Source organism: Citrobacter sp. T1.2D-1 (assembly GCF_950098555.1).
In the GTDB taxonomy this organism is placed as follows: Bacteria; Pseudomonadota; Gammaproteobacteria; order Enterobacterales; family Enterobacteriaceae; genus Citrobacter_A; species Citrobacter_A telavivensis.
Genome location: NZ_CATNHH010000056.1, coordinates 186,187 through 207,792, shown reverse-complemented (window position 1 = coordinate 207,792; position 21,606 = coordinate 186,187). Strand labels below are relative to the sequence as shown.

The 21,606-nt window shown below is 52.5% G+C and carries 20 protein-coding genes; 8 read left to right on the top strand and 12 right to left on the bottom strand.

Going from position 1 to position 21,606, the window contains the following annotated elements; translation table 11 throughout:
• Window positions 1-4: 4 nt before the first annotated feature.
• Window positions 5-973, top strand: a complete 969-nt coding sequence (gene ybiB, locus QQZ17_RS22120) for a DNA-binding protein YbiB (protein ID WP_152405354.1) — start codon at window positions 5-7, stop codon at window positions 971-973.
• A gap of 108 nt (window positions 974-1,081) precedes the next feature.
• On the opposite strand, the gene ybiJ is transcribed toward ybiB, so the two are convergent.
• From ybiJ to mcbA, 3 genes are all read right to left on the bottom strand, one after another.
• Window positions 1,082-1,342: a DUF1471 family protein YbiJ gene (gene ybiJ / locus QQZ17_RS22115; protein ID WP_152405353.1), complete on the bottom strand. Its 261-nt coding sequence runs from the start codon at window positions 1,340-1,342 to the stop codon at window positions 1,082-1,084.
• 285 nt (window positions 1,343-1,627) lie between these two features.
• Entirely contained in the window at window positions 1,628-1,894 is a 267-nt protein-coding gene (locus QQZ17_RS22110) for a DksA/TraR family C4-type zinc finger protein (protein WP_152405351.1), read from the bottom strand.
• Between the two features lie 123 nt (window positions 1,895-2,017).
• Window positions 2,018-2,278, bottom strand: a complete 261-nt coding sequence (mcbA, locus tag QQZ17_RS22105) for a DUF1471 family periplasmic protein McbA (protein WP_152405350.1) — start codon at window positions 2,276-2,278, stop codon at window positions 2,018-2,020.
• A gap of 286 nt (window positions 2,279-2,564) precedes the next feature.
• Between mcbA and rlmF the strand changes: the two genes are divergently transcribed.
• Complete coding sequence (rlmF, locus tag QQZ17_RS22100; RefSeq protein ID WP_152405349.1) at window positions 2,565-3,491, top strand: 23S rRNA (adenine(1618)-N(6))-methyltransferase RlmF; 927 nt, start codon at window positions 2,565-2,567, stop codon at window positions 3,489-3,491.
• Here the strand turns inward: rlmF and ybiO are convergent.
• The 6 genes from ybiO to rhtA form a co-directional block, all read right to left on the bottom strand.
• The gene (gene ybiO, locus QQZ17_RS22095; RefSeq protein WP_152405348.1) at window positions 3,488-5,728 is read right to left on the bottom strand and encodes a mechanosensitive channel protein; all 2,241 of its coding nucleotides are present in this window, start codon (window positions 5,726-5,728) and stop codon (window positions 3,488-3,490) included. The two genes, rlmF and ybiO, sit on opposite strands and share 4 nt — an antisense overlap.
• Before the next feature lie 117 nt (window positions 5,729-5,845).
• The gene (gene glnQ / locus QQZ17_RS22090) at window positions 5,846-6,568 is read right to left on the bottom strand and encodes a glutamine ABC transporter ATP-binding protein GlnQ (protein WP_152405347.1); all 723 of its coding nucleotides are present in this window, start codon (window positions 6,566-6,568) and stop codon (window positions 5,846-5,848) included.
• A complete protein-coding gene (gene glnP / locus QQZ17_RS22085) occupies window positions 6,565-7,224 on the bottom strand; it encodes a glutamine ABC transporter permease GlnP (protein ID WP_046477722.1) in 660 nt (219 codons plus the stop codon). The genes glnQ and glnP overlap by 4 nt, the downstream gene beginning before the upstream one ends.
• 86 nt (window positions 7,225-7,310) lie before the next feature.
• Window positions 7,311-8,057, bottom strand: a complete 747-nt coding sequence (glnH, locus tag QQZ17_RS22080) for a glutamine ABC transporter substrate-binding protein GlnH (protein ID WP_152405346.1) — start codon at window positions 8,055-8,057, stop codon at window positions 7,311-7,313.
• A gap of 364 nt (window positions 8,058-8,421) precedes the next feature.
• Window positions 8,422-8,925: a DNA starvation/stationary phase protection protein Dps gene (gene dps, locus QQZ17_RS22075; RefSeq protein ID WP_042320427.1), complete on the bottom strand. Its 504-nt coding sequence runs from the start codon at window positions 8,923-8,925 to the stop codon at window positions 8,422-8,424.
• A gap of 309 nt (window positions 8,926-9,234) precedes the next feature.
• Complete coding sequence (rhtA, locus tag QQZ17_RS22070; RefSeq protein ID WP_152405345.1) at window positions 9,235-10,122, bottom strand: threonine/homoserine exporter RhtA; 888 nt, start codon at window positions 10,120-10,122, stop codon at window positions 9,235-9,237.
• A gap of 389 nt (window positions 10,123-10,511) precedes the next feature.
• On the opposite strand from rhtA, the gene ompX reads away from it, so the two are divergent.
• Window positions 10,512-11,027, top strand: a complete 516-nt coding sequence (ompX, locus tag QQZ17_RS22065; RefSeq protein ID WP_152405344.1) for an outer membrane protein OmpX — start codon at window positions 10,512-10,514, stop codon at window positions 11,025-11,027.
• Window positions 11,028-11,093: 66 nt separating this feature from the next.
• Here the strand turns inward: ompX and QQZ17_RS22060 are convergent, their stop codons facing one another.
• Together QQZ17_RS22060 and mntS are read right to left on the bottom strand one after the other, a co-directional pair.
• Entirely contained in the window at window positions 11,094-12,680 is a 1,587-nt protein-coding gene (locus QQZ17_RS22060; protein WP_152405343.1) for a phosphoethanolamine transferase, read from the bottom strand.
• Between the two features lie 277 nt (window positions 12,681-12,957).
• Window positions 12,958-13,086, bottom strand: a complete 129-nt coding sequence (gene mntS, locus QQZ17_RS22055; RefSeq protein ID WP_061076948.1) for a manganase accumulation protein MntS — start codon at window positions 13,084-13,086, stop codon at window positions 12,958-12,960.
• 185 nt (window positions 13,087-13,271) lie between these two features.
• On the opposite strand from mntS, the gene mntR reads away from it, so the two are divergent.
• From mntR to QQZ17_RS22035, 4 genes are all read left to right on the top strand, one after another.
• Window positions 13,272-13,745, top strand: a complete 474-nt coding sequence (mntR, locus tag QQZ17_RS22050) for a manganese-binding transcriptional regulator MntR (protein WP_152405342.1) — start codon at window positions 13,272-13,274, stop codon at window positions 13,743-13,745.
• On the top strand, window positions 13,742-14,848 hold the full coding sequence (locus QQZ17_RS22045) for an anion transporter (protein ID WP_152405341.1): 1,107 nt from the start codon (window positions 13,742-13,744) through the stop codon (window positions 14,846-14,848). Before mntR ends, QQZ17_RS22045 begins: the two co-directional genes overlap by 4 nt.
• Before the next feature lie 186 nt (window positions 14,849-15,034).
• Window positions 15,035-18,130: a multidrug efflux RND transporter permease subunit gene (locus tag QQZ17_RS22040; RefSeq protein WP_152405340.1), complete on the top strand. Its 3,096-nt coding sequence runs from the start codon at window positions 15,035-15,037 to the stop codon at window positions 18,128-18,130.
• Between the two features lie 33 nt (window positions 18,131-18,163).
• Window positions 18,164-18,778, top strand: coding sequence for a TetR/AcrR family transcriptional regulator (locus QQZ17_RS22035; protein ID WP_152405339.1), 615 nt, complete (start codon window positions 18,164-18,166; stop codon window positions 18,776-18,778).
• A 53-nt stretch (window positions 18,779-18,831) separates the two neighbouring features.
• On the opposite strand, the gene ldtB is transcribed toward QQZ17_RS22035, so the two are convergent.
• Entirely contained in the window at window positions 18,832-19,752 is a 921-nt protein-coding gene (ldtB, locus tag QQZ17_RS22030) for a L,D-transpeptidase (protein WP_152405338.1), read from the bottom strand.
• A gap of 217 nt (window positions 19,753-19,969) precedes the next feature.
• On the opposite strand from ldtB, the gene QQZ17_RS22025 reads away from it, so the two are divergent.
• Window positions 19,970-21,565, top strand: coding sequence for an ABC-F family ATPase (locus tag QQZ17_RS22025; protein WP_152405337.1), 1,596 nt, complete (start codon window positions 19,970-19,972; stop codon window positions 21,563-21,565).
• Window positions 21,566-21,606 lie beyond the last annotated feature (41 nt).

Here is a 21,606-nt window from a genome sequence, read left to right as displayed (position 1 = left end):
TTCGATGGATTACCGCAAAATTATTAAAGAGATCGGCCGGGGCAAAAACCACGCCCGGGATCTGGACCTGGACACCGCCCGCGGTCTGTATACCCACATGCTCAACGGGGACGTGCCTGAACTGGAGATGGGCGGCGTGCTGATTGCGCTGCGTATTAAAGGGGAAGGGGAAGCCGAAATGCTGGGCTTTTATGAGGCGATGCAAAACCATTCTATTAAGCTAACCCCTCCGGTTGCGAAACCGATGCCGATTGTCATTCCCAGCTATAACGGCGCGCGTAAACAGGCGAATCTGACGCCGCTGCTGGCCATTTTATTACACAAACTGGGTTTCCCGGTGGTGGTGCATGGGGTGAGTGAAGATCCGACCCGCGTGCTAACGGAAACCATTTTTGAGTTGATGGGGATTGCACCGACGTGGCATGCTGGACAAGCGCAGGCGAAGCTGGATGGACATCAGCCGGTCTTTATTCCGGTGAGTACGCTCTGCCCGCCGCTGGAAAAACAGCTGGCAATGCGTTGGCGACTGGGCGTGCGTAACAGCGCACATACGCTGGCGAAGCTGGCGACACCGTTTGCTGAGGACGCCGCGCTGCGTCTTGCCAGCGTGTCACATCCGGAATATGTGCCGCGCGTAGCGAAATTCTTTAGTGATATTGGCGGGCGTGGGCTGTTGATGCACGGAACTGAAGGTGAGGTCTACGCCAACCCGCAGCGTTGTCCGCAGATTAGCCTGATTGATAGTACCGGCTCGCGGGTGTTACAGAACCGACAAAGCGAAATGCCCGACGAACCCGTACCGCTGCCTGCGGCAAAGGATCCCGAGACGACTGCGCGCTGGATCGAACGCTGTCTGGCGGGAAGCGAGCCGGTACCGGCATCGTTGAAAATCCAGATGGCCTGTTGCCTGGTGGCAACGGCAGCAGTGTCAACACTCGAGGAAGGACTGGCGCGGGTGAACGACAGTTTTTAGCACGACAGATAAAAAAAAGCCCGTCCAGTGGCGGACGGGCAAATAAGGGTAATTCAGGTTCAATGAGGGTTGGAGCAGGGTGTCTGTTGGCAGCAGACGGGGTAAAACTTATTTGTAGATAACAGCAGTACCGCTCATTTTGTTGTTGTTGTTGGCAGAGGTGATGCTGTAACCGCTCGCGCCAGCTGCAGCGGCTTTCTCAGCCAGTTTTGCTTCCAGGCCGTCCAGCGTGGTTGCGCCTTCTGCAGAAACCACACCGATTTTATTCATGCTTTGCGCCTGAGCAGCCGTGACAGGTTCGGCAGCGAAAACGCCAAAAGACAGGGTAGACAGGGCAACAGCGGCAATAGCGTATTTGATAGTTTTCATTGTTAATCTCTCGCAGGTTATTCTTTAAGGAAGACGATGTTTCGTCGATGTGATAAGTATCACGCTTTTGCTTGAGAGATAAAATCGAAGAGAATTGACAACATCCATCAAATAATTTGAATGACAAATAACTTATTGATTATTAATTAATTCGCGAGATGAATTTACGGTTCTTCGACGTTCGCTTTACAGTTGAGCGGTGAACGGCACGTTTTGCTACGCAGAATGCGATTTAACGTGAGCGTAAGCGAAACGGCATGTTCTTTATATCTCTGTAAAAATAGGTCAGCGTAACTGGCTGTCTTTTGAACCTCTGCGATTATATCCCGTGTAAGATGCATTTTTTGAATCTTTCTCCTGTTGGCAGTTGAGGCACAGTCTTACACCGGGCACCGCCTGTCGACGCGCTTCGGGTATGGGGTCGCCACATTCTTCACATTCATACAGGCTATCACCGCGCGGAATTTCACCTCTTGCACGGGCGACAGCATCTTCAATTGTACTGTTGATCTGTTCGTTCACGGCGTCATCATTTGCCCAACCGGAGGCCATAGCGATATTCTCCTCACGCTTTATGACAGGGATTATTATAACCGAGATGGGGTCAAAAATTGCTCAGTCAAGGGAGGTATTGCCCGATAAGCGAAGTCGCTATCGGGCAGGTCGTGGGGAAGATTACTTGTAAATGGTAGCTGTACCGTACATTTGGTTGTTACCGCCTGCGGAATTAACCACAAAGCCTTTCGCGCCTTGTTCTTGCGCTTTTTCCGCCAGTTTATCCTCCAGGTCACTCAGGTTGGTTGCGCCAGTCGCAGAGACGGTACCTGACGCGCGTAGCTGACCAGTATCGGGGCTATTGAGAGGCTGTACTGCTGATGCCGCGAATGCCACACCGGCAAGCGTGGTAGCGACGAGTAATGCGAGGCATTTTTTCATGATGCTCTCCTCAGTGAAACAACGTGTAGTGCCTGATAAGTTTAGGTCGTCAGTGCGGCGGAAATGGCGTAAAAAATCGATGATGATCTGCTTAAAATTTGAACGATAAATATTGACGTATGTTGACAAATCAATGACATGCATATCACTGATTTTCGGGTGATTTATGCTGCTTCGCCCCATTTTTCGTTCTGATACGCCGCAGCGAAGCGGTTGTTTCTCATCAACCTGGTTTACCGCGTTGCGTTATGCGGGTATCTTACGCCGCTGTTAAAAGGAGAATGCTATGTCCCCCCAGAAACCGGGCCTACACCCGCGTAACCGTCATCACAGCCGCTACGATCTTGCCTCGCTCTGCAAAGGCACGCCTGAGCTGGCGCAGTATCTCGTCCTGACTCCCGCAGGCGAGCAAAGCGTTGATTTTGCCAATCCACTGGCGGTAAAAGCGTTGAACAAGGCGCTGCTGGCGCATTTCTATGGGGTGGCAAACTGGGATATTCCTGAAGGGTTTCTGTGTCCGCCCGTGCCAGGGCGTGCAGATTACATCCACCACCTGGCCGATCTTCTTGCTGAGACGTCGGGAAGTGTGCCAACCCAGGCCACTATCCTGGATGTCGGTGTCGGCGCGAACTGTATCTATCCGCTGATTGGCGTGCATGAGTATGGCTGGCGCTTTACGGGCAGCGAGACGCATGAGCAGGCATTCGCCAGCGCGCAGGCGATTATCAGTGCCAATCCGGGACTGACGCGTTCGATTCGCCTGCGTCGGCAGAAAACCCCTGCGGCTATCTTTAACGGCATCATTCATAAGAATGAGCAATATGATGCAACGCTGTGCAACCCGCCGTTTCATGACTCTGCCGCGTCTGCCCGGGCAGGGAGCGAGCGCAAACGCCGCAACCTCGGACAGAGCAAAGACGATGCGTTGAACTTCGGCGGTCAGCAGCAGGAATTGTGGTGTGAAGGTGGCGAAGTGGCATTCATCAAAACGATGATTGCTGAAAGCCAGGCCTTTGGCCGTCAGGTCATGTGGTTTACTACGCTGGTGTCTCGCGGTGAAAACCTGCCGCCACTTTATCGTGCGCTGACAGACGTGGGGGCGGTCAGGGTGGTGAAAAAAGAGATGGCCCAGGGACAAAAGCAGAGTCGCTTTATCGCCTGGACCTTTATGGATGACGACCAGCGCCGCCGTTTTAGCACGCGTAAACGCTAGAGGGTCGGCTCGCCGGGTGGCAGCGGCGCCGGTGCGGTCGGCGTTGTCGGTGTCGTTGGCGTGGCGGGCAGTACCTGATAAGTTTGCACCGGCGGGCGAACGCCAGCGAGGTCGAAATGTTTTTTCACCTGGCTGTCCAGCGCGAAGCGGACCGTCCACTGTTTCAGCGGCAGCGTGGTGAACGATACCCTCAGCGTAAATGCCGTGTTGGTTAATCCGACAATCCCGGCAAATGACGGCTCGCCAATGATCAGCCCACGAACCTCTTCGGTTTCCATCACCGCAGCGACTGCTTCTTTCAGCGCCTGATTGGCTTTATCGGCATCTTCATGGCGATCCACATCGTAATTGGCGACCACCGACCCAATGCCGCGGACAAAGTTGGCGAAGGTGGTGATCGATGACCACGGGATAATATGGTACGCCCCGGTGTCCTGGCGCACGCCAACGGAACGAATCGACATCCGTTCTACTGTCCCGGTCAACGGTCCGATAGTCACCAGATCCCCGGTGTTCATGCCATTCTCGAACTGAATAAAGACCCCGGTAATAATATCTTTCACCAGCGTTTGCGAACCAAATGAAATCGCCAGCCCCAGCGCCCCGGCCCCGGCCAACAGTGGGGCGATGTTAACGCCAATTTCCGAGAGCACAATCATGATGGTGATCGTGCTGATGATCACCGCCAGCGCGTTGCGAAACAGCGTTAACAGCGTGCGGGTACGTGCGCTGGGCAGAGGACGACCATGAATATCGGAGGCCAGCCGGTTTTCGATCAGGCTGGCAAGCAGCGTCCAGCCCACCGCTGAGAAAAACAGGATCAGCACAATACGGATCAGAATATCGACCGTCTTCTCTCCGGCGCCGTTGTGCAGCCAGTTCCAGAAATCAAACAGCCCCCATGCGTTTAACAGCAGCATGATGGCAACGCATACCGTCAGGATCCGCGCCACGTTCAACGCGGTAGAGAGCCAGCCGTTAAGCCGTTTTTGCAGTTCAGGATAATTGCGCTGCGTATGCGGGGAGAGAGTAATCGTTTTGGCGATCCAGCGGGTGAACATCCCGGAAACGAAGGCCGCAATGCCGATGATCATCAGACTGCGCACCGTCGCCCCCATCATAAACTTCAGGCTGTTGCCAGGGTCGAACAGCGAGAAGAAAAACAAGACGATGAAATAGGCGCTCGCCAGCCAGTGCCAGACCAGCGCAAAGGCGCGGATAAACAGACTGAAGAAGGCCAGCGATCGTTCTGCCAGATTCAACAGGTGCTGGGTAATCTCTTTCTTGTTGCGAAAGATCAGATACAGCGCCCACAGCGTGATACACAGCATGATGACCACGTTGGCCATTGCGCCAACCTGCACGTTCACCTGATTAGAAATAATGGGAACCGCAACGATCAGTCCATAGCCAATCAGGCTGCTGAGTGAACTTAATCGCCGGTTCCAGTAACGGGCGCTGGCATCCTGAATATTAAAGGGTCGTAGTTGCGCCACGTTTGGACAAAAAATCAGCCGCAGAATGGCTTTGAAAAATTCGATCAGCGCAAAGGCGTTCAGAAACAGCCCTTGCTGAAACGCGATGGTGCGGCTGCCTGCGTTCAGTCTGTCACTCAATAACTGACCGACAAACAGGGTCAACGCCAGTAGCAGCAGATCGATAATAAAGGCGCCAACGATCATTGCCGGTAGCTGGAGCCAGTTGCTGCGCTCACGGTTCTTTTGTCGCGCCCAGTTACCCATTTTGCGATACAACGGTAGCGCACACAGACGAATCAACCAGTAGAAGCCGAACACCGCCGCGGCCAGCATCAGAAAGTGGCTAAGGGCATTATTAAAGGTCTGGCTGTTAAACGGTTTGTGAGGCGCATCGGTGATGTTGCGATAGAGTTGGGCGAAGCGGTCAGACAGCGCTTCGCCGTAATGGCGGCTGAGTTCGGTGACGTTCTCCAGTACGGTTTTTTCTTCAACCACCACCGGCGGCGTGATTTTGGGCACCGGGTCCGGCGGCGGCGTGGCCGCAACGCTGCGCAACTGGTCAATCAGCTCCTTGCGCGAGGTGTCATTTTCCAGTACATCGGCCAGCGCCCCGTAAGCGGCTTTCTTTTGCTCGACGTCAGGTTCTGGCGCAGGAGTGGTTTGTGCGTCAGCGTCTGTACCGGTCGTGACGCCGGGGATGGTCACCGCCTGGGCGGGTGTGCCCAGCAGGCAAAAGAGGATGAACAGGATCCACCGCATGACTCCTCCAGTGAGAAAACAGAACAAAAAGATAAGTATAGTTGCTGGAGGAGCGGCGATTCGAAATGGGAAGAGTCGTAGAAAAACCTCCCTTCCAGGCGGAAGGGAGGTGGACCGTCAGGAAACGTGTTGCAAAAACTCCTGCAAGCGCTGGCTGGGCGGGTTTTCAATCAGGGTTTGCGGATGGCCGTCTTCGGCAATACGGCCTTTGTCGATGAAGATCAGACGTGAGGCGACTTTTTCGGCGAAGCCGATTTCGTGCGTGACGATGACCATCGTCATCCCTTCTTCCGCCAGATCCTGCATTACTTTCAATACTTCGTGACGCAGTTCTGGATCGAGCGCAGAGGTAGGCTCATCAAACAGCATCATCTTCGGTTTTACCGCCAGGGCGCGGGCGATGGCCACACGCTGCTGTTGACCGCCGGAAAGTTCAGAAGGGTAGTGGTGAGCGCGCTCGGCCAGACCCACTTTCGCCAGCAACTCTTTCGCCTGCTTTTCGGCCGCGTCTTTCTTCGTCCCCCGCACGCGTTGTGGACCGAACATGACGTTTTCCAGCGCGGTCAGGTGAGGGAAAAGATAGAACTGCTGGAACACCATTCCGGCTTCCTGACGAATCAGGCGCTCGTCCACCTTCGGATCGTTAACCTTCAGCCCATCGACGAACAGATCGCCGGAGGTGATTTCTTCGAGTTTATTAATACAGCGCAACAGCGTGGATTTACCGGAGCCTGATGGTCCGATAATCACCACCACTTCGCCCTGCTTAATGTTCAGATCGATGTTATGCAGCACCTGGGTTGGACCAAAATGCTTTGAGACGTTTTTAAATTCAATCACAGGATTTTCATCCTTCTTTCCAGACTACGAAGCACGATGTTCAGGACCTGCGTGATAATGAGATAGATAACCCCCACCGCGGTCCAGATCTCCAGGGCGCGGAAGTTACCGGCAATAATCTCCTGACCGCTACGGGTCAGTTCGGCTGCGCCGATCACGATAAACAGCGACGTATCTTTGATACTGATGATTAACTGGTTACCGAGCGACGGCAGCATACGGCGCAGCGCAAGCGGCATGATCACGTGGAGAATGGTTTCGCGACGGGAAAGCCCCAATGCCAGACCGGCTTCGCTAAACCCTTTATGGATCGACAGAACTGAACCACGGGTGATTTCGGCGATATAGGCGCCGGAGTTAATCATGATAGTGATAACAGCGGCGCTGAAGGTGTCGATACGCAAGTCCGGGAAGGCCATCGGTAGGGCAAAATAGATGTACATCACCTGGACGACGATCGGCGTGCCACGGATGATCTCAATGAAGACAAGAGAAACGTGATTGGCTATCCAACCACCATAGGTACGGGCTAATCCCGCCAGCAAGCCGATGATGATCCCGCCAGCCAGACCAAGGATGGAGATCCACAGGGTCATTTTGGCACCCTGAAGCAGGATCGGAATGGCGGGCCAGATGGCACTCCAGTCAAACTGCATATGTTGTTCCTGTTACCGTGGTGAAAAAAATCAAATGCCCGGTACGCTTAGCGCCCCCGGGCAACATCTGAAGGCAAAACGTCTTATTATTTAGGTTCAGAACCGAACCATTTTTTGTAAATTTCGTTATAGGTACCGTTGTCACGCAGCGTTTTCAGCGCGCCGTTCACTTTCTCGCGCAGTTCGTCGCTGCCTTTCGGGAATGCGATACCGTACTGCTGTGCTTCCAGTGATTCGCCAACCGCTTTGAACTGGCCGTTACCCGCGGTTTTGATGAAGTACAGGATGTTTGGCGTATCGTGCAGAACAGCATCTGCGCGGTTGGTGCCCAGTTCCATGTACGCGTTATCGATGTTCGGGAACTGACGCAGATCTTTCGTTTTGATGTTGGCTTTCGCGTAATCAACGGAGCCGGTGCCGCTCTTCACTGCGACGACTTTACCGTCCAAATCTTTTACGCTTTTCACGTCGTTGTTGTTGGTTTTCACCATCACTAACAGGCCGCTTTTGTAGTAACCATCAGAGAAATCGATCGCTTTTTTGCGCTCGTCAGTAATGGTGATGCCCGCCAGCGCCAGGTCAACGTTCTTCGTTTGCAGTGCCGGGATAATGCCGCTGAAATCCATCGGTTTCAGTTCATAATCCAGCTTCAGTTCTTTTGCTACGGCGGCCCACAGGTCCACATCAAAGCCAACGTATTTGTCGCCCTGTTTGAATTCAAACGGGACGAACGCGGTGTCGGTCGCGACAACCAGTTTCTTATCCGCGGCATGAGAGGACACCGCAAAAGCCAGGGTAAGTGCTGCCAGTGAAACTTTTAATACAGACTTCATAGCATTTCCTTTTTTATCCACGGGGCGATCCCCTGCGAGAACGATAAGTGTAATGAAAGAATCGTGCCAATTTTGCAACCCCTTGTTTTCACAAGAGGGTATCGCACTCTTTTGCACAGTTAGCGGAGCAAAACTCGCTTTTTGCACCATAGTGGGGCACTGATTTAGTGCACCACAAAGGGTGTGCGAATGGTTTGCCTATTTAGCGCAAAGATCGTTGATAAAACAATCTTTCGTTAACGATTGTGTGAGGTGATTATTACAAATATTTTACTTTACAGCGGGGGAAAAGCGATGTTGTGCACCATAAAAGTGCAAAACCCCCGCCGTGGCGAGGGTTATAGAGGGAATACTTATGATGCGATTATTCGATGTTGGATTCGATGAACCACAGGAATTTATCGAGATCGCGGGAAGCGGCGGTAAAGATATCTGCGGTATCTTCGTCTTTCGCTTCACTGATGGCTTTACGGACATCATTTGCCACTACAGCATAACGGTCTGCCAGTTCTTTCAGGTGATCCTGGACGGTATGGATGTCCAGCGGATAGCTTTTCAGCGGCGTTTTGCTATTGATAACCTGCGTGGTGCCCAGGGCAACGCCACCCAGCTGCACGGCACGCTCTGCCATGGTGTCGAGATGATCGGTCAGTGCCGTACGGAAGCCATCCAGCATCTCATGAACGGCAATAAAATTCGCACCGCGCATGTTCCAGTGGGCCTGCTTAGTGATCAGCGACAGGTCGATAAACTGGATCACCTGACGATTCAGCAACTCAACTGTTGCTTTCTTATCGCTGTCGGAGACATCGTTACGGGTATAAAGCAGATTGGACGCTTTTGTTTTTACCAATTTAGCGGTACTCATAATTTCATATCCTCTTGATGTTATGTCCCAGTAATTTACGGGATTCAGTATAGCACCGGTTATCGTTCCTGCTTTTCTGGCTCTGCCTATCGCTTTAATAGCACTTAACAACATCTGCATTTAATTGCATTACTATTCATATGGTTGCGTACGTAAAAGATTGAGATATCAATATTCTCACTGTGACATCGGAATGAGAATAAATAGGCGAGGCGAAGCCGATGAACCGTGGAGAAATATCAGGAAAATATCAGGAAAACAGCGGGAAGATATTCTGCATGGTTATGCAAACCATGCAGAAATGTAAAATTAATTTACATCAACTTCTTTTATGTTGCTCTCCCGCCGAATGGTCAGCGTCGAGCCCATTGAGGCGGCAATAATCGCGCCGAGCGCCAGCAGTTGGACTGGCGTCAGCGTTTCGCCCAGAAACAGGATGCCCGCCACCGCGGCCAGCGCCGGTTCCATACTCATCAACGTACCAAAGGTGCGCGTAGGCAGACGGGTTAAGGCAATCATTTCCAGCGAGTAGGGGAGCGCTGTCGACAGCACCGCAACCGCCAGACCCAGCGGAATCACCGACCAGTGCCAGAGCGCTTCTCCGGCCTGTGCCACCCCAAGTGGAACGAAAACCAGAGCGGCAATCAGCGAGCCTACCGCGACGGTGGCTGGGCCGTGCTCAGCACCGGCGCGTTGACCGCTAAGAATATAGATAGCCCAACAGGCACCCGCACCCAGCGCCATGGCGGCACCGAACAAATCGACATGCGAAACGTCCTGCCCCAGCGGCAGCAGGAACCAGAGCCCGAGAACGGCCAGCACTACCCAGATAAAATCAACGGGGCGTCGAGACGAGAACAGGGCGACCGCCAGCGGCCCGGTAAATTCCAGAGCGACCGCGATCCCCAGCGGAACCGTCTGAATCGACAAATAGAAGAGGTAGTTCATTCCCCCCAGCGACAGGCCGTAAAAAAGCAGCGGCAGGCGCTGCTCTTTGGCGAAACGTAGACGCCAGGGTTTGAAGAAGACAATAAGGATCAATGTGCCCAGGGCCAGACGAAGGGCGGTCACGCCGGGCGCGCCAACCAGCGGGAACAGTGATTTTGCCAGCGATGCGCCGCTCTGGATCGAGGACATGGCGATAAGCAGTACTAAAATGGGCAACCAAACTGGCGTTTTACGTGACGACCCTGGCATCCTTTCTCCCGACAATGACTGTAGATACACGGCATCCAGCAACTTGCCTGACTTGTGTATAGAAAAGTAAAAGAGGCAGTGTAATGGAAATAACCTCCTGCGGTTGAGTCTTCGTTGAAAAAAAATTCCCGGAAAACCGTAAAATAGCGGCAGGTTGATGGATTAATACGCTGGCGAATTAGGAATAATCTGGATGAATGTTCTTTATTATGCGCGTAATAATGGGACGAAAATCCAGAAAAGTGATGTTAATTGAAAGAGATAGCGGCTCGTTGAAACGTTCTGTTACACGAAATGGCCCGTTAGACATCACTAATCGCAAAGAGTTTCTCATCAATTTTTGATATATTTAACACTTAGGACTTATTTGAAGCACATTTGAGGTGGTTATGAAAAAAATTGCATGTCTTTCAGCACTGGCCGCTGTTCTGGCTATCTCCGCAGGTTCTGCTGTCGCTGCGACTTCTACCGTTACCGGTGGTTATGCTCAGAGCGATGCTCAGGGCGCGGCGAACAAAATGAACGGTTTCAACCTGAAGTATCGCTATGAGCAGGACAACAACCCGCTGGGCGTAATCGGTTCCTTCACTTACACCGAAAAAGATCGTACTAACGGTGCAGGCGATTACAACAAAACTCAGTACTACGGCATCACTGCGGGTCCGGCTTACCGTCTGAACGACTGGGCAAGCATCTACGGTGTTGTGGGTGTCGGTTACGGTAAATTCCAGGACACCAACTACCCGACCCATAAAGATGATACCAGCGACTATGGTTTCTCTTATGGCGCAGGTCTGCAGTTCAACCCGATCGAAAACGTTGCGCTGGACTTCTCTTACGAGCAGAGCCGTATTCGTAGCGTTGACGTTGGCACCTGGATCGCAGGCGTTGGTTACCGCTTCTAATCACTTCGGTGATATAAAAAATCCGCCTCAAGGGGCGGATTTTTTTTGGCTGTTTTTCACGACGGTTTAGCGCGATGTGGTGCTAAAAATGTCGGTTCCCAGGTGAGTGTAATCCACCTTCTGCAACTTGAAGTTGGTGATATACACCGGTCCGGCCTTCTGTTCGGAGATAAAACGATACTTCGTCTTAATCTCTTTTGCGCTGATCCCTGTCCACTGTGAGAAGAAACCGAGGAAATCGTTGGCGGAGCGCCGCGCTTTGACGACCTTGTGCGCTTTATCATCGCTGGAGAGCACCATAAACGGGACCTGGAAGTTTTGCTGGAACTGGTCGTCATGCGCCAGATACTGCACTTCCTTCCCACGCTCTTTAAAGGCGAGACCGTGATCGGAGAAGTACACCAACGAGAAACTGCCGCCGCTGTTGCGAAGCTGATCGTACAGTTTTCGCAGCAGGTCGTCGGTCTGGGTCATGGTGTAGAGATAGCAGGAGGTCTCTTTCGACTGTACGAACGTGTCGTACTTCCCTTTGGTGCGGTCACAAGCCTGCGGATGAGAACCCATCAGATGCAGTACAATCAGCTGCGGCTGGGTACGTTCGGTTTCCAGCACCTGCGCGGTCATTTTTAACAGCGCGTCGTCCTGGGTGTTTTTGTCAGCTTCGAAGTCGCCGCTTTTCAGAAAATGCACTTCATCAGCCCGCTTCGCGATACTGGCGATGGCGGTGTCATATTCGCCGATTTGTCCCTGATTCGAGAACCACCAGGTCTGGAAACCGGCGCGGTTTGCCAGCGTGACAAAGTTATCCTGATACTGTGGCTTATCGTCGACAACCCGGTTAAGGGTCAGTCCGAGTGATTTTTGCGTTGACCCGCTGGCCGCGACGTAATCGGCGAACAGATAGCCGTTGACGCTGCTGGCAAACGGGGTGTTATCCCAGTGACCGCCAAACGCCCCCAGCGCATCACGGCGCGCGCTTTCACCGATCACCACCACGTAGGTGTGATACTTCGGCTTCACGGCGGTGACGGTCCAGGTGTCTTTCATGCTGGCGAACTTCGCCATGCGTTCCTGCTCGTCAATCACTTCCTTGTTATTGACGATGACGTCTTTGGCGAAACGGAACACCGGATAGCCGGTATCCTTCAATTTAAACACGCCGCCCCAGGCCAGGTTCTGCACGGGGGTGACAAAAAAAGCGACGACGCTGAACAGCAGGCACAGGGTGTCATATTTATTCCAGCGCTTTTTCTCTTCGCTGGGTTTGCGACGCACGGCAATCACGCCAAGGGCAAAGATAAACACGCCCATCAGGTAATTGTACCAGGGGAAAATCGTCAGGATCTCAGTGGACTCTTCCATGTTGGTCGAGTGCAGCGCCAGCAGCGTATTAAAATTTGGCGACCCATAAGCCTGACCGAAAGGAAAGTAGAAGGCTGCGACAAGCGAGCAAACGCCGATCAGAACCTTTTGCGCTTTCGGCGCACTCCGCCAGAGCAACTGTAATATGCAGGTAAAGGCAACGGTATACAGCAGACTAAGCGGATAGCCCAGCGCCAGGTTTATCAGCAGGGACTGCAAAACATAAAAGCCAGTCCACGGGCTAAGGGCCCGGCTGCGGGCAAGAAGCGAGTCTTTAAGGGTTAAATTCATATACCACTATCGCAAAAACGCCATGTGCTTACCCTGGCGCCAAGGGTCATTACCTGCTGAGAGTGCGTGAAGAGGGGAAGAGGTCCGCATCTGCGAGCCGCAAGTTAGGCAGGGCTGCAAGAAGATAGAGCGTGTGAATGTGAAGGTCAACTGGCAGAAAGAAATTGTTTTGCGAAGGGGTTAGCAAATCCGACAAAAAGAGGGGCTATTTTGACATGAACAGGAGTGTAACGGCTGAATATGACAACCCGATGAAGCGGCGTACCGCGACGCCGCATTATTTTTCTGAGGGTTTATCCTGCTCTGGTTTGCTGTTGATCATATCGCACAGCATCGAGAGCAGCATTAACCGGACTTTAAAGGGAGAGTGACTAAACACGCGCATACACCTCTTGAATTCGTTCATATTGACCTCCTGACTTTCTGGTCCCTCTGTCCATGAGGGATGACTGCATTACATACAGATATAGCACAGGCTATATTATATAGCTATTGCTAAAACGTTAATTTTTTGTGCCCGGGCAACTCTGGTTTACAATGAGCGCTCTCCAATTAGATGCTGTTAATGCGTCACAGGAATGAGGAAGCAGAATGAGTCGTCGCGCAGGTATGCCAACAACAAAAAAAGTGACGCAGTTAGTGAACGTTGAGGAACACGTTGAAGGGTTTCGTCAGGTGCGAGAGGCTCATCGCCGCGAACTGATCGACGACTATGTTGAGTTGATTTCTGACCTGATTATTGAAGTCGGCGAAGCGCGTCAGGTGGATATGGCGGCCCGTCTCGGGGTGTCCCAACCGACGGTAGCCAAGATGCTTAAGCGTCTGGCCTCGGTGGGACTGATAGAAATGATCCCCTGGCGCGGCGTTTTTTTAACCCCGGAAGGGGAGAAGCTGGCGCAGGAAAGTCGTGAACGCCATCAGATTGTGGAAAACTTCCTGCTGGTACTGGGCGTAAGCCCGGAGATAGCCCGACGTGATGCGGAAGGGATGGAGCACCACGTAAGCCAGGAAACGCTGGAAGCCTTCCGTCATTTTACGCAACAGCACGGAAACTCTATTGAATGAGCCTGCCTTTTTTACGGGCGCTGAAACGCGACCGTTTTTTCCATTTACTGATAGTGGTGGGTGTTGGATTGAGTGTGTGGGTTCCGTTCACGCCACAGACCTGGCCCGGCGCAATTGACTGGCACACCATTATTACCCTCAGTGGTCTGATGATGTTGACCAAAGGCGTCGAGCTGAGCGGTTACTTTGATGTCCTGGGCCGTAAAATGACCCGGCGTCTTGCGACGGAGCGCCGTCTGTCGATGTTCATGGTGCTGGCGGCGGCGCTGCTTTCGACGTTCCTGACGAACGATGTCGCATTATTTATCGTCGTCCCTCTGACCATTACCCTGAAAAAGTTGTGCGCAATACCGGTCAACCGTCTCATTATTTTTGAAGCGCTGGCGGTGAATGCGGGTTCCTTACTTACACCCATCGGGAATCCGCAAAATATCCTGATGTGGGGGCGTTCTGGTCTCTCCTTTGTTGCGTTTATCGGTCAGATGGCACCGCTGGCCGTTGCGATGATGTTGACGCTGCTGGTGCTCTGCTGGTTTTGCTTCCCCAATAAACCGCTGCAATACCATACCGGGACAAGTCAGCCAGAGTGGCTACCCCGGCTGGTGTGGGGCTGTCTGGGACTGTACATCGTTTTTCTGACGGCGCTGGAGCTTAAGCAGGAATTGGTTGGGCTGGCGATTGTGGCCCTCGGTTTCCTGTTGCTGGCACGCCGCGTGCTGTTGAGTGTTGACTGGACGCTGCTGCTGGTGTTTATGTCCATGTTTATTGATGTCCATTTGCTAACCCAACTGCCGGCGTTGCAGGGGGTGCTAAGTCATGTTGGTACGTTGTCTGAACCCGGACTGTGGCTGACGGCAATTGGCCTGTCGCAAGCGATCAGTAATGTTCCCAGCACTATCTTACTGCTGAACTATGTCCCTCCTGGCGTGCTGTTGGCCTGGGCGGTTAACGTGGGTGGATTCGGCCTGTTGCCGGGTTCGCTGGCGAATCTGATTGCCCTGCGGATGGCGAATGATCGACGCATCTGGTGGCGCTTCCATCTCTATTCGGTACCCATGTTGATATGGGCTGCGGCTGTAGGATTTGTTCTGCTTAAGTTTTAGTCGCGATTGCCACTCCATTCTGACAAAAGCAAATCCATCTCCTGATTGAATGGATTTGTTTGATCTATTTATTTACTTTACTGTAAAGTAAATAAATGGTGATTAAACAAGCTGAGCAGATAATGGACACAAGATTGTTGGCTTGTGCGGCCTCTGTTCAGCGGACCCTGATGGGGGAAGTGGCTCATGCTGGCACGTTTTTTTGTTATCCGACCTGTTTTTTCCGCAGTGATGGCTATCTCAATCATGGCCGCAGGAACGCTTGCGCTGTTTCTGTTACCCGTTGAGCAGTATCCCGATATTGCTCCTCCGGGCGTGAATATCACAGCGAACTACCCAGGGGCATCTGCACAGACCGTTGAGGACAGCATCACCCAGGTTCTGGAACAACAGATCAAAGGGATTGACGGGCTGCTCTATTTCTCATCAAGCAGCAGTTCTGCTGGCCAGGCCCGAATCAGCCTCAGCTTTAATCAGGGGGTAAACCCCGATATGGCACAGGTCCAGGTACAAAACGCGGTCAACCAGGCGATAACACGCCTGCCGCCGGAAGTGCAGCAGCAAGGAATTACCGTGACCAAATCGCAGGGGGATAGCCTGATGGTGGTCGCGCTTTATGATGAAACCCGGCAGCTAAGCAGTCTGGATATTAACGATTTTCTCATTAGCACATTGCAGGATCCTCTCAGTCGGGTTGATGGCGTTGGCGAAACCACCGTTTTTGGCGCGCAATATGCGATGCGCATCTGGTTGGATCCTTACAAGCTCACCAGTTATGGGTTGATGCCATCTGATATCCGGGCTGCTATTGAAGCTCAGAACGCCCAGGTCACCGGGGGCGAGATAGGCTCATTGCCTGCAGTAGAGGGGCAATATCTCAATGCGACCGTGATGGCGCAGTCGCGACTTGAAACGGTCAAACAATTTGAAAACATTGTCGTTCGTATTAATGGTGATGGTTCTGTCATCTATTTACGTGATGTTGCCCGCATAGAGTTGGGGGCAGAAAATTATCAGAACCAGACGACTCTCAACGGCTATCCGGCCGCCGGGATTTCCATTCAGTTAGCTTCAGGGGCGAATGCCCTGGCGACAGCTGAAAATGTTCGCGCTGAAGTGGAGCGTCTCAGTGTACAGTTTCCGCAAGGGGTGATCAGCGCTTACCCGCGTGACAGTACGCCGTTCGTGACCGTTTCCATTGAAGGCGTGGTATGGACGTTAATTGAAGCGATCATCCTTGTGATTGTGGTGATGTATCTGTTTTTGCAAAACTGGCGCGCCACATTTATTCCTGCGATCACTGTACCGGTCGTCCTGCTCGGTACGTTCGGCATTTTAAGTGTCCTGGGCTACAACATGAATACTCTGACTCTTTTTGCCATGGTGCTGGCGATTGGTCTGTTAGTCGATGACGCTATCGTGGTTGTCGAAAATGTTGAGCGAGTGATGGCCGAAAAAGATATGACGCCTAAGGAAGCGACATTGCATTCAATGAGGGAAATCACCAGTGCGCTGATTGGTATCGCACTGGTGTTAGCTGCCGTTTTTGTTCCAATGGCTTTTTTTGGCGGTTCAGTGGGAATAATTTACCGTCAGTTCACCATAACCATTGCGGCGGCAATGGCACTTTCCGCGCTGGTGGCATTAACATTGACGCCGACCCTTTGTGCTCATTTGCTGAAAAAAGAGCAGCCGAAGAAAGGGGCCTTTTTTATCTGCTTTAACCAGGGGGTGGAAAAGAGCCAGCAGCGTTATTTAGCCACGCTGCGACGGATAGTTTCGCGCCCCTTACGTTCATGCATTATGGCGACGTTACTGGTGCTGTTTATGGTGTGGGAATATCAACGATTGCCGACAGGTTTTCTTCCTGATGAGGATCAGGGGGCGGTGATGATTCAGTTTGCGCTCCCTACCGGATCGCCACTGTCTATGACCCAACGCGTGGGTGATTCCATTACCGATTATTTTCTGACGCAAGAGAAAGATAATCTCAGTGTTATCTTCATGGTCACGGGGCGCAATAATGCGGGTAGCGGCCAAAATGTCGGAATGGCTTTTGCGGAATTAAAGCACTGGGACAGGCGAAGCGGGGAACAGAATAGTGCCAGAGCGATCATTTCCCGTGCGAACCAATACTTCAAAACGGTACCTCTGGCATCAATTAACGCGATGTCCCCACCGACGGTCCGCGGGCTTGGACAGTCCAGCGGATTTGAAATGTGGCTTCAGGATCAATCGGCCAGCGGATATGAGGCGCTGTTGCAGGCGCAGCAGGCGCTTTTACGCAAGGCCAGTGTCAGTGAACATCTCACTGCGGTCAGAATTAACAGCCTGGAAGAAAAGGCACAGCTACAGGTTGCAATTGACCCACTGAAAGCCGGTGCGCAAGGCGTTGTTCACGCTGATATCAATGAAACGCTTTCCGCTGCCCTGGGGGGCGTTTATATCAATGATTTTATCGATCGTGGACGTGTTAAAAGGGTGTATATGCAGGGGGATGCCGAGTGGCGGGCAAACCCTGAGAATCTTGCCGCCTGGTTTGTGAAAGGCGCGAGTGGCAATATGGCCTCTATCGCGAGTTTCGCGTCATTCAGATGGACAACGGGTCCACAGATGCTGCAACGTTTTAACGGTTTGCCCGCGGTTCAATTTCAGGGGAATGCCGCAGCAGGCACCAGCTCCGGTCATGCGATGGACGTGATGGCAGAGAAGGTAGAGGAAATGCCCGGTCTGGGTTTGCAATGGAGTGGTTTGTCGTATCAAGAAAAAGCGTCGTCCGCGCAGACTCTCTGGATGTACATGGCGTCACTCATCTTTATTTTTCTCTGTCTTGCCGCTTTGTATGAAAGCTGGTCAATTCCACTGGCTGTCATGTTGATAATCCCACTGGGAATTCTGGGGGCGGTGACTGCCTCAATGCTCGTCGGATTCAATAACGATATTTATTTCCAGGTTGGCGTATTGACCACCATGGGATTGTCGGCAAAAAACGCGATTTTGATTGTCGAGTTTGCTCAGTCGCGTATCGCCGACGGTCTTGATATCACACAAGCGGCGTATGAGGGCGCAAGGTTACGTTTGCGTCCCATTATCATGACCTCACTGGCATTTGTGGCAGGCGTTATCCCTCTGGTACTCTCTACCGGGGCGGGCGCAGCCAGCCGAATAGAGATCGGTACCGCCGTCATTGGGGGAATGCTTTCAGGTACGGTATTAACGCTGCTTTTTGTGCCGCTGTTTTTCATCCTTATTCGACAAGGGTTACGGTATCTGAAGACGTAAGATTTCATCGATAAATCATTAAGGACAGTTTTAATGGCAAATCAACGTGGGCGTCCGATGAAAGCGCGCCCTCGCATTTTACAGGCTGCTTGCGATCTTTTTCTTGAACAGGGACTTGATGTGTCGTTAGACACCATCGTCGCCACTGCCGGGATCTCCAGGCCTACACTGTATAGCCATTTCCCAGGGGGGAAAGACGCGCTGCTGGTTGAAGCGTTTTCCTTTCTCAATGACAGGATGCAGCCGCCGCTCCAGCAGATGATGACGGATAACGCGGACTGTCTGCCAGCATTACTACTCGGCTTCGCGAAAGTGGTACAAGAACACTTCTATGCCCCTGAGCATATCCATTTCCAGCGTTTGTTAATTCAGGTTCTGGTACAGAAACCGGAGCTTTACGCCACGCTTAAGCAGCGTCCAACAGGACGCGTATTACAGGCGCTGGCAGAGATACTGAAGCGATATCAGGAGCAGGGGAGAATACAGCTTGATAACCCGACACTTCAGGCGACCGCCTTTCTCGGTGCGGTAATGGGATACCCATTACCAGCCGCATTGATTGATCAACAACCAATGGATAGCCGTGTGCTGGAGCAACTTGCGCACTCGGCGGTTCAAACCTTTCTTACCGCCTGGCGCTACCATTAAAAAAGGGCTCAGTGGATGAGCCCTTTTTCATTAACTTGATGAATCCAAAACAATCAGTTCAGACGAACGGGCATCCCTGAACGGTTCTGAACCGCCTGTTCCACCACGCTCTGGTCAACATCAGGCTGGTTAGTGATGTTCTGAATGCTCTTCGACAGCGTGATCGGTACGATTTCGCCGCCTTCAAACTGCGCTTCGGTGGTCGACAGCGGGTTGTGAACCTCGATGTAACGACTGCCATCTGGCTCCGTCGTTGCTTTTACCGGCTCATCGATAAACTGTACGCGCGTTCCAACAGGCACATTCTGGAACAGGAATTTGATGTCTTCGTTACGCAGACGCACACAGCCGTGGCTCACGCGCAGGCCGATACCGAAGTTCGCGTTAGTACCGTGAATGGCGTACAGACGGCCAATGTACAGGGCGTACAGACCCATCGGGTTATCCGGACCGGCAGGCACGACAGCGGGCAGCGGTTCGCCTGCGGCACGATATTCAGCGTGCATTTTCGCCGTTGGCGTCCAGGTCGGGCCGGCTTTCTTACGTTCTACTTTGGTGGTCCAGTTGATTGGCGTGTCTTTACCTAACTGGCCGATACCGATTGGCAGGACGATCACGGTATTGGTGCCTTTCGGGTAGTAGTACAAACGCATTTCCGCACTGTTGATCACAATGCCTTCATGCACGGTGTCCGGCAGAATCAACTGCTGCGGAATGTTCAGCACGGTGCCGCCTTTCGGCAGGAAGGTATCCACGCCCGGGTTGGCTTCCAGCATGTTGGAAAGCCCCATCTGGTATTCAGCAGCAAAATACTCCAGCGGCTGCGAGTTACCTTCCGGGATGGTGATGACCTGATTCTGACCAATGACGCGACTACCATCCGTTGGCAGAGGATAGGTGACAGCGGATGCGGTACTGCAAAAGCCGACTACCGCGAGTGCTGCCGCGAAAAACGTTGTTAATTTCATATTCATGTTATGCGAGATTCATTGCCTGGCAGGCTGTTGGGTTGAGAATTCTGTAGTGTTGGGAGCGCATTATATGTGCATTCCTGTTAACAGGGAATTCAGATGTGTACGAAATCACATTTTTTTCCTGTTCCCCCAGTGTAGTCGTTTGCTACAGGGCGCGATCTTATTTAAGACTTGTGGCATAATATGAGGTTTGTCACATATTCTTTAGGATACGTCCGTGTTAGTTTCCAGCAACGTCACCATGCAGTTCGGCAGTAAGCCGCTGTTCGAAAACATTTCCGTCAAATTTGGCGGCGGCAACCGTTACGGCCTGATTGGCGCTAACGGTAGCGGTAAATCCACCTTCATGAAAATTCTCGGCGGCGACCTCGAACCGACGCTGGGTAACGTTTCTCTCGATCCCAACGAGCGTATCGGTAAGCTGCGCCAGGATCAGTTCGCTTTTGAAGAGTTCACGGTGCTCGACACGGTCATCATGGGCCACGGTGAGCTGTGGGAAGTGAAGCAAGAACGCGATCGCATCTATGCGTTACCGGAGATGAGCGAAGAAGATGGCTACAAAGTGGCCGATCTGGAAGTGAAATACGGCGAGATGGACGGTTACTCTGCTGAAGCGCGCGCCGGTGAACTGCTGCTCGGCGTGGGGATTCCGGTAGAGCAACACTACGGCCCGATGAGCGAAGTTGCCCCTGGCTGGAAGCTTCGTGTACTGCTGGCGCAGGCACTGTTTTCCAATCCGGATATTCTGCTGCTTGACGAACCGACCAACAACCTGGACATCGATACCATCCGTTGGCTGGAGCAGGTGCTGAACGAACGTGACAGCACCATGATCATCATTTCGCACGACCGTCACTTCCTGAACATGGTGTGTACGCACATGGCGGATCTTGACTACGGCGAACTGCGTATTTATCCGGGCAACTACGACGAATACATGACCGCCGCGACGCAGGCGCGCGAACGTCTGCTGGCGGATAACGCCAAGAAAAAAGCGCAGATTGCCGACCTGCAATCCTTTGTCAGCCGTTTTAGCGCTAACGCCTCTAAATCTCGTCAGGCGACGTCTCGCGCCCGTCAGATTGATAAAATCAAACTCGACGAAGTGAAGGCGTCCAGCCGTCAGAACCCGTTCATCCGCTTCGAGCAGGACAAGAAACTGTTCCGTAACGCGCTGGAAGTGGAAGCGCTCAGCAAAGGCTTTGATAACGGCCCGTTGTTCAAAGGGGTCAACCTGCTGCTGGAAGTCGGTGAAAAGCTGGCGGTACTGGGAACCAACGGCGTGGGTAAATCGACGCTGCTGAAAACGCTGGTGGGCGATCTGGACGCCGATAGCGGTACGGTGAAATGGTCTGAAAACGCGCGCATTGGCTACTACGCGCAGGATCACGAATATGAGTTTGAAAACGATCTGACGGTCTTCGACTGGATGAGCCAGTGGAAGCAAGAAGGCGATGACGAACAGGCGGTGCGCAGCATCCTCGGTCGTCTGCTGTTCAGCCAGGACGACATCAAAAAGCCGGCGAAGGTACTTTCGGGTGGTGAAAAGGGTCGTATGCTGTTCGGTAAGCTGATGATGCAGAAGCCAAACATTCTGGTGATGGACGAACCGACCAACCACCTTGATATGGAATCCATCGAATCGCTGAACATGGCCCTGGAGATGTATCAGGGAACCCTGATCTTCGTTTCTCACGACCGTGAATTCGTGAGTTCACTGGCAACCCGCGTGCTGGAGATAACCCCCGATCGCGTGGTGGACTTCAGCGGTAACTACGAAGATTATCTGCGCAGTAAAGGCATTGACGGCTAATTTCCCCATTGCCTTTCATGTGACAGGTGTGTTGACCACAC

What these genes read in the sequence shown, in the direction of transcription:
- glnP (WP_046477722.1), bottom strand. Translation starts at nt 7,224, where the DNA reads ATGCAGTTTGACTGGAGTGCCATCTGGCCCGCCATTCCGATCCTGCTT.
- glnH (WP_152405346.1), bottom strand. Translation starts at nt 8,057, where the DNA reads ATGAAGTCTGTATTAAAAGTTTCACTGGCAGCACTTACCCTGGCTTTT.
- dps (WP_042320427.1), bottom strand. Translation starts at nt 8,925, where the DNA reads ATGAGTACCGCTAAATTGGTAAAAACAAAAGCGTCCAATCTGCTTTAT.
- ybiJ (WP_152405353.1), bottom strand. Translation starts at nt 1,342, where the DNA reads ATGAAAACTATCAAATACGCTATTGCCGCTGTTGCCCTGTCTACCCTG.
- mntS (WP_061076948.1), bottom strand. Translation starts at nt 13,086, where the DNA reads ATGAACGAATTCAAGAGGTGTATGCGCGTGTTTAGTCACTCTCCCTTT.
- rlmF (WP_152405349.1), top strand. Translation starts at nt 2,565, where the DNA reads ATGTCCCCCCAGAAACCGGGCCTACACCCGCGTAACCGTCATCACAGC.
- ldtB (WP_152405338.1), bottom strand. Translation starts at nt 19,752, where the DNA reads ATGAATATGAAATTAACAACGTTTTTCGCGGCAGCACTCGCGGTAGTC.
- ompX (WP_152405344.1), top strand. Translation starts at nt 10,512, where the DNA reads ATGAAAAAAATTGCATGTCTTTCAGCACTGGCCGCTGTTCTGGCTATC.
- ybiO (WP_152405348.1), bottom strand. Translation starts at nt 5,728, where the DNA reads ATGCGGTGGATCCTGTTCATCCTCTTTTGCCTGCTGGGCACACCCGCC.
- QQZ17_RS22110 (WP_152405351.1), bottom strand. Translation starts at nt 1,894, where the DNA reads ATGGCCTCCGGTTGGGCAAATGATGACGCCGTGAACGAACAGATCAAC.
- QQZ17_RS22045 (WP_152405341.1), top strand. Translation starts at nt 13,742, where the DNA reads ATGAGCCTGCCTTTTTTACGGGCGCTGAAACGCGACCGTTTTTTCCAT.
- ybiB (WP_152405354.1), top strand. Translation starts at nt 5, where the DNA reads ATGGATTACCGCAAAATTATTAAAGAGATCGGCCGGGGCAAAAACCAC.
- QQZ17_RS22040 (WP_152405340.1), top strand. Translation starts at nt 15,035, where the DNA reads ATGCTGGCACGTTTTTTTGTTATCCGACCTGTTTTTTCCGCAGTGATG.
- rhtA (WP_152405345.1), bottom strand. Translation starts at nt 10,122, where the DNA reads ATGCCAGGGTCGTCACGTAAAACGCCAGTTTGGTTGCCCATTTTAGTA.
- mcbA (WP_152405350.1), bottom strand. Translation starts at nt 2,278, where the DNA reads ATGAAAAAATGCCTCGCATTACTCGTCGCTACCACGCTTGCCGGTGTG.
- mntR (WP_152405342.1), top strand. Translation starts at nt 13,272, where the DNA reads ATGAGTCGTCGCGCAGGTATGCCAACAACAAAAAAAGTGACGCAGTTA.
- QQZ17_RS22060 (WP_152405343.1), bottom strand. Translation starts at nt 12,680, where the DNA reads ATGAATTTAACCCTTAAAGACTCGCTTCTTGCCCGCAGCCGGGCCCTT.
- QQZ17_RS22035 (WP_152405339.1), top strand. Translation starts at nt 18,164, where the DNA reads ATGGCAAATCAACGTGGGCGTCCGATGAAAGCGCGCCCTCGCATTTTA.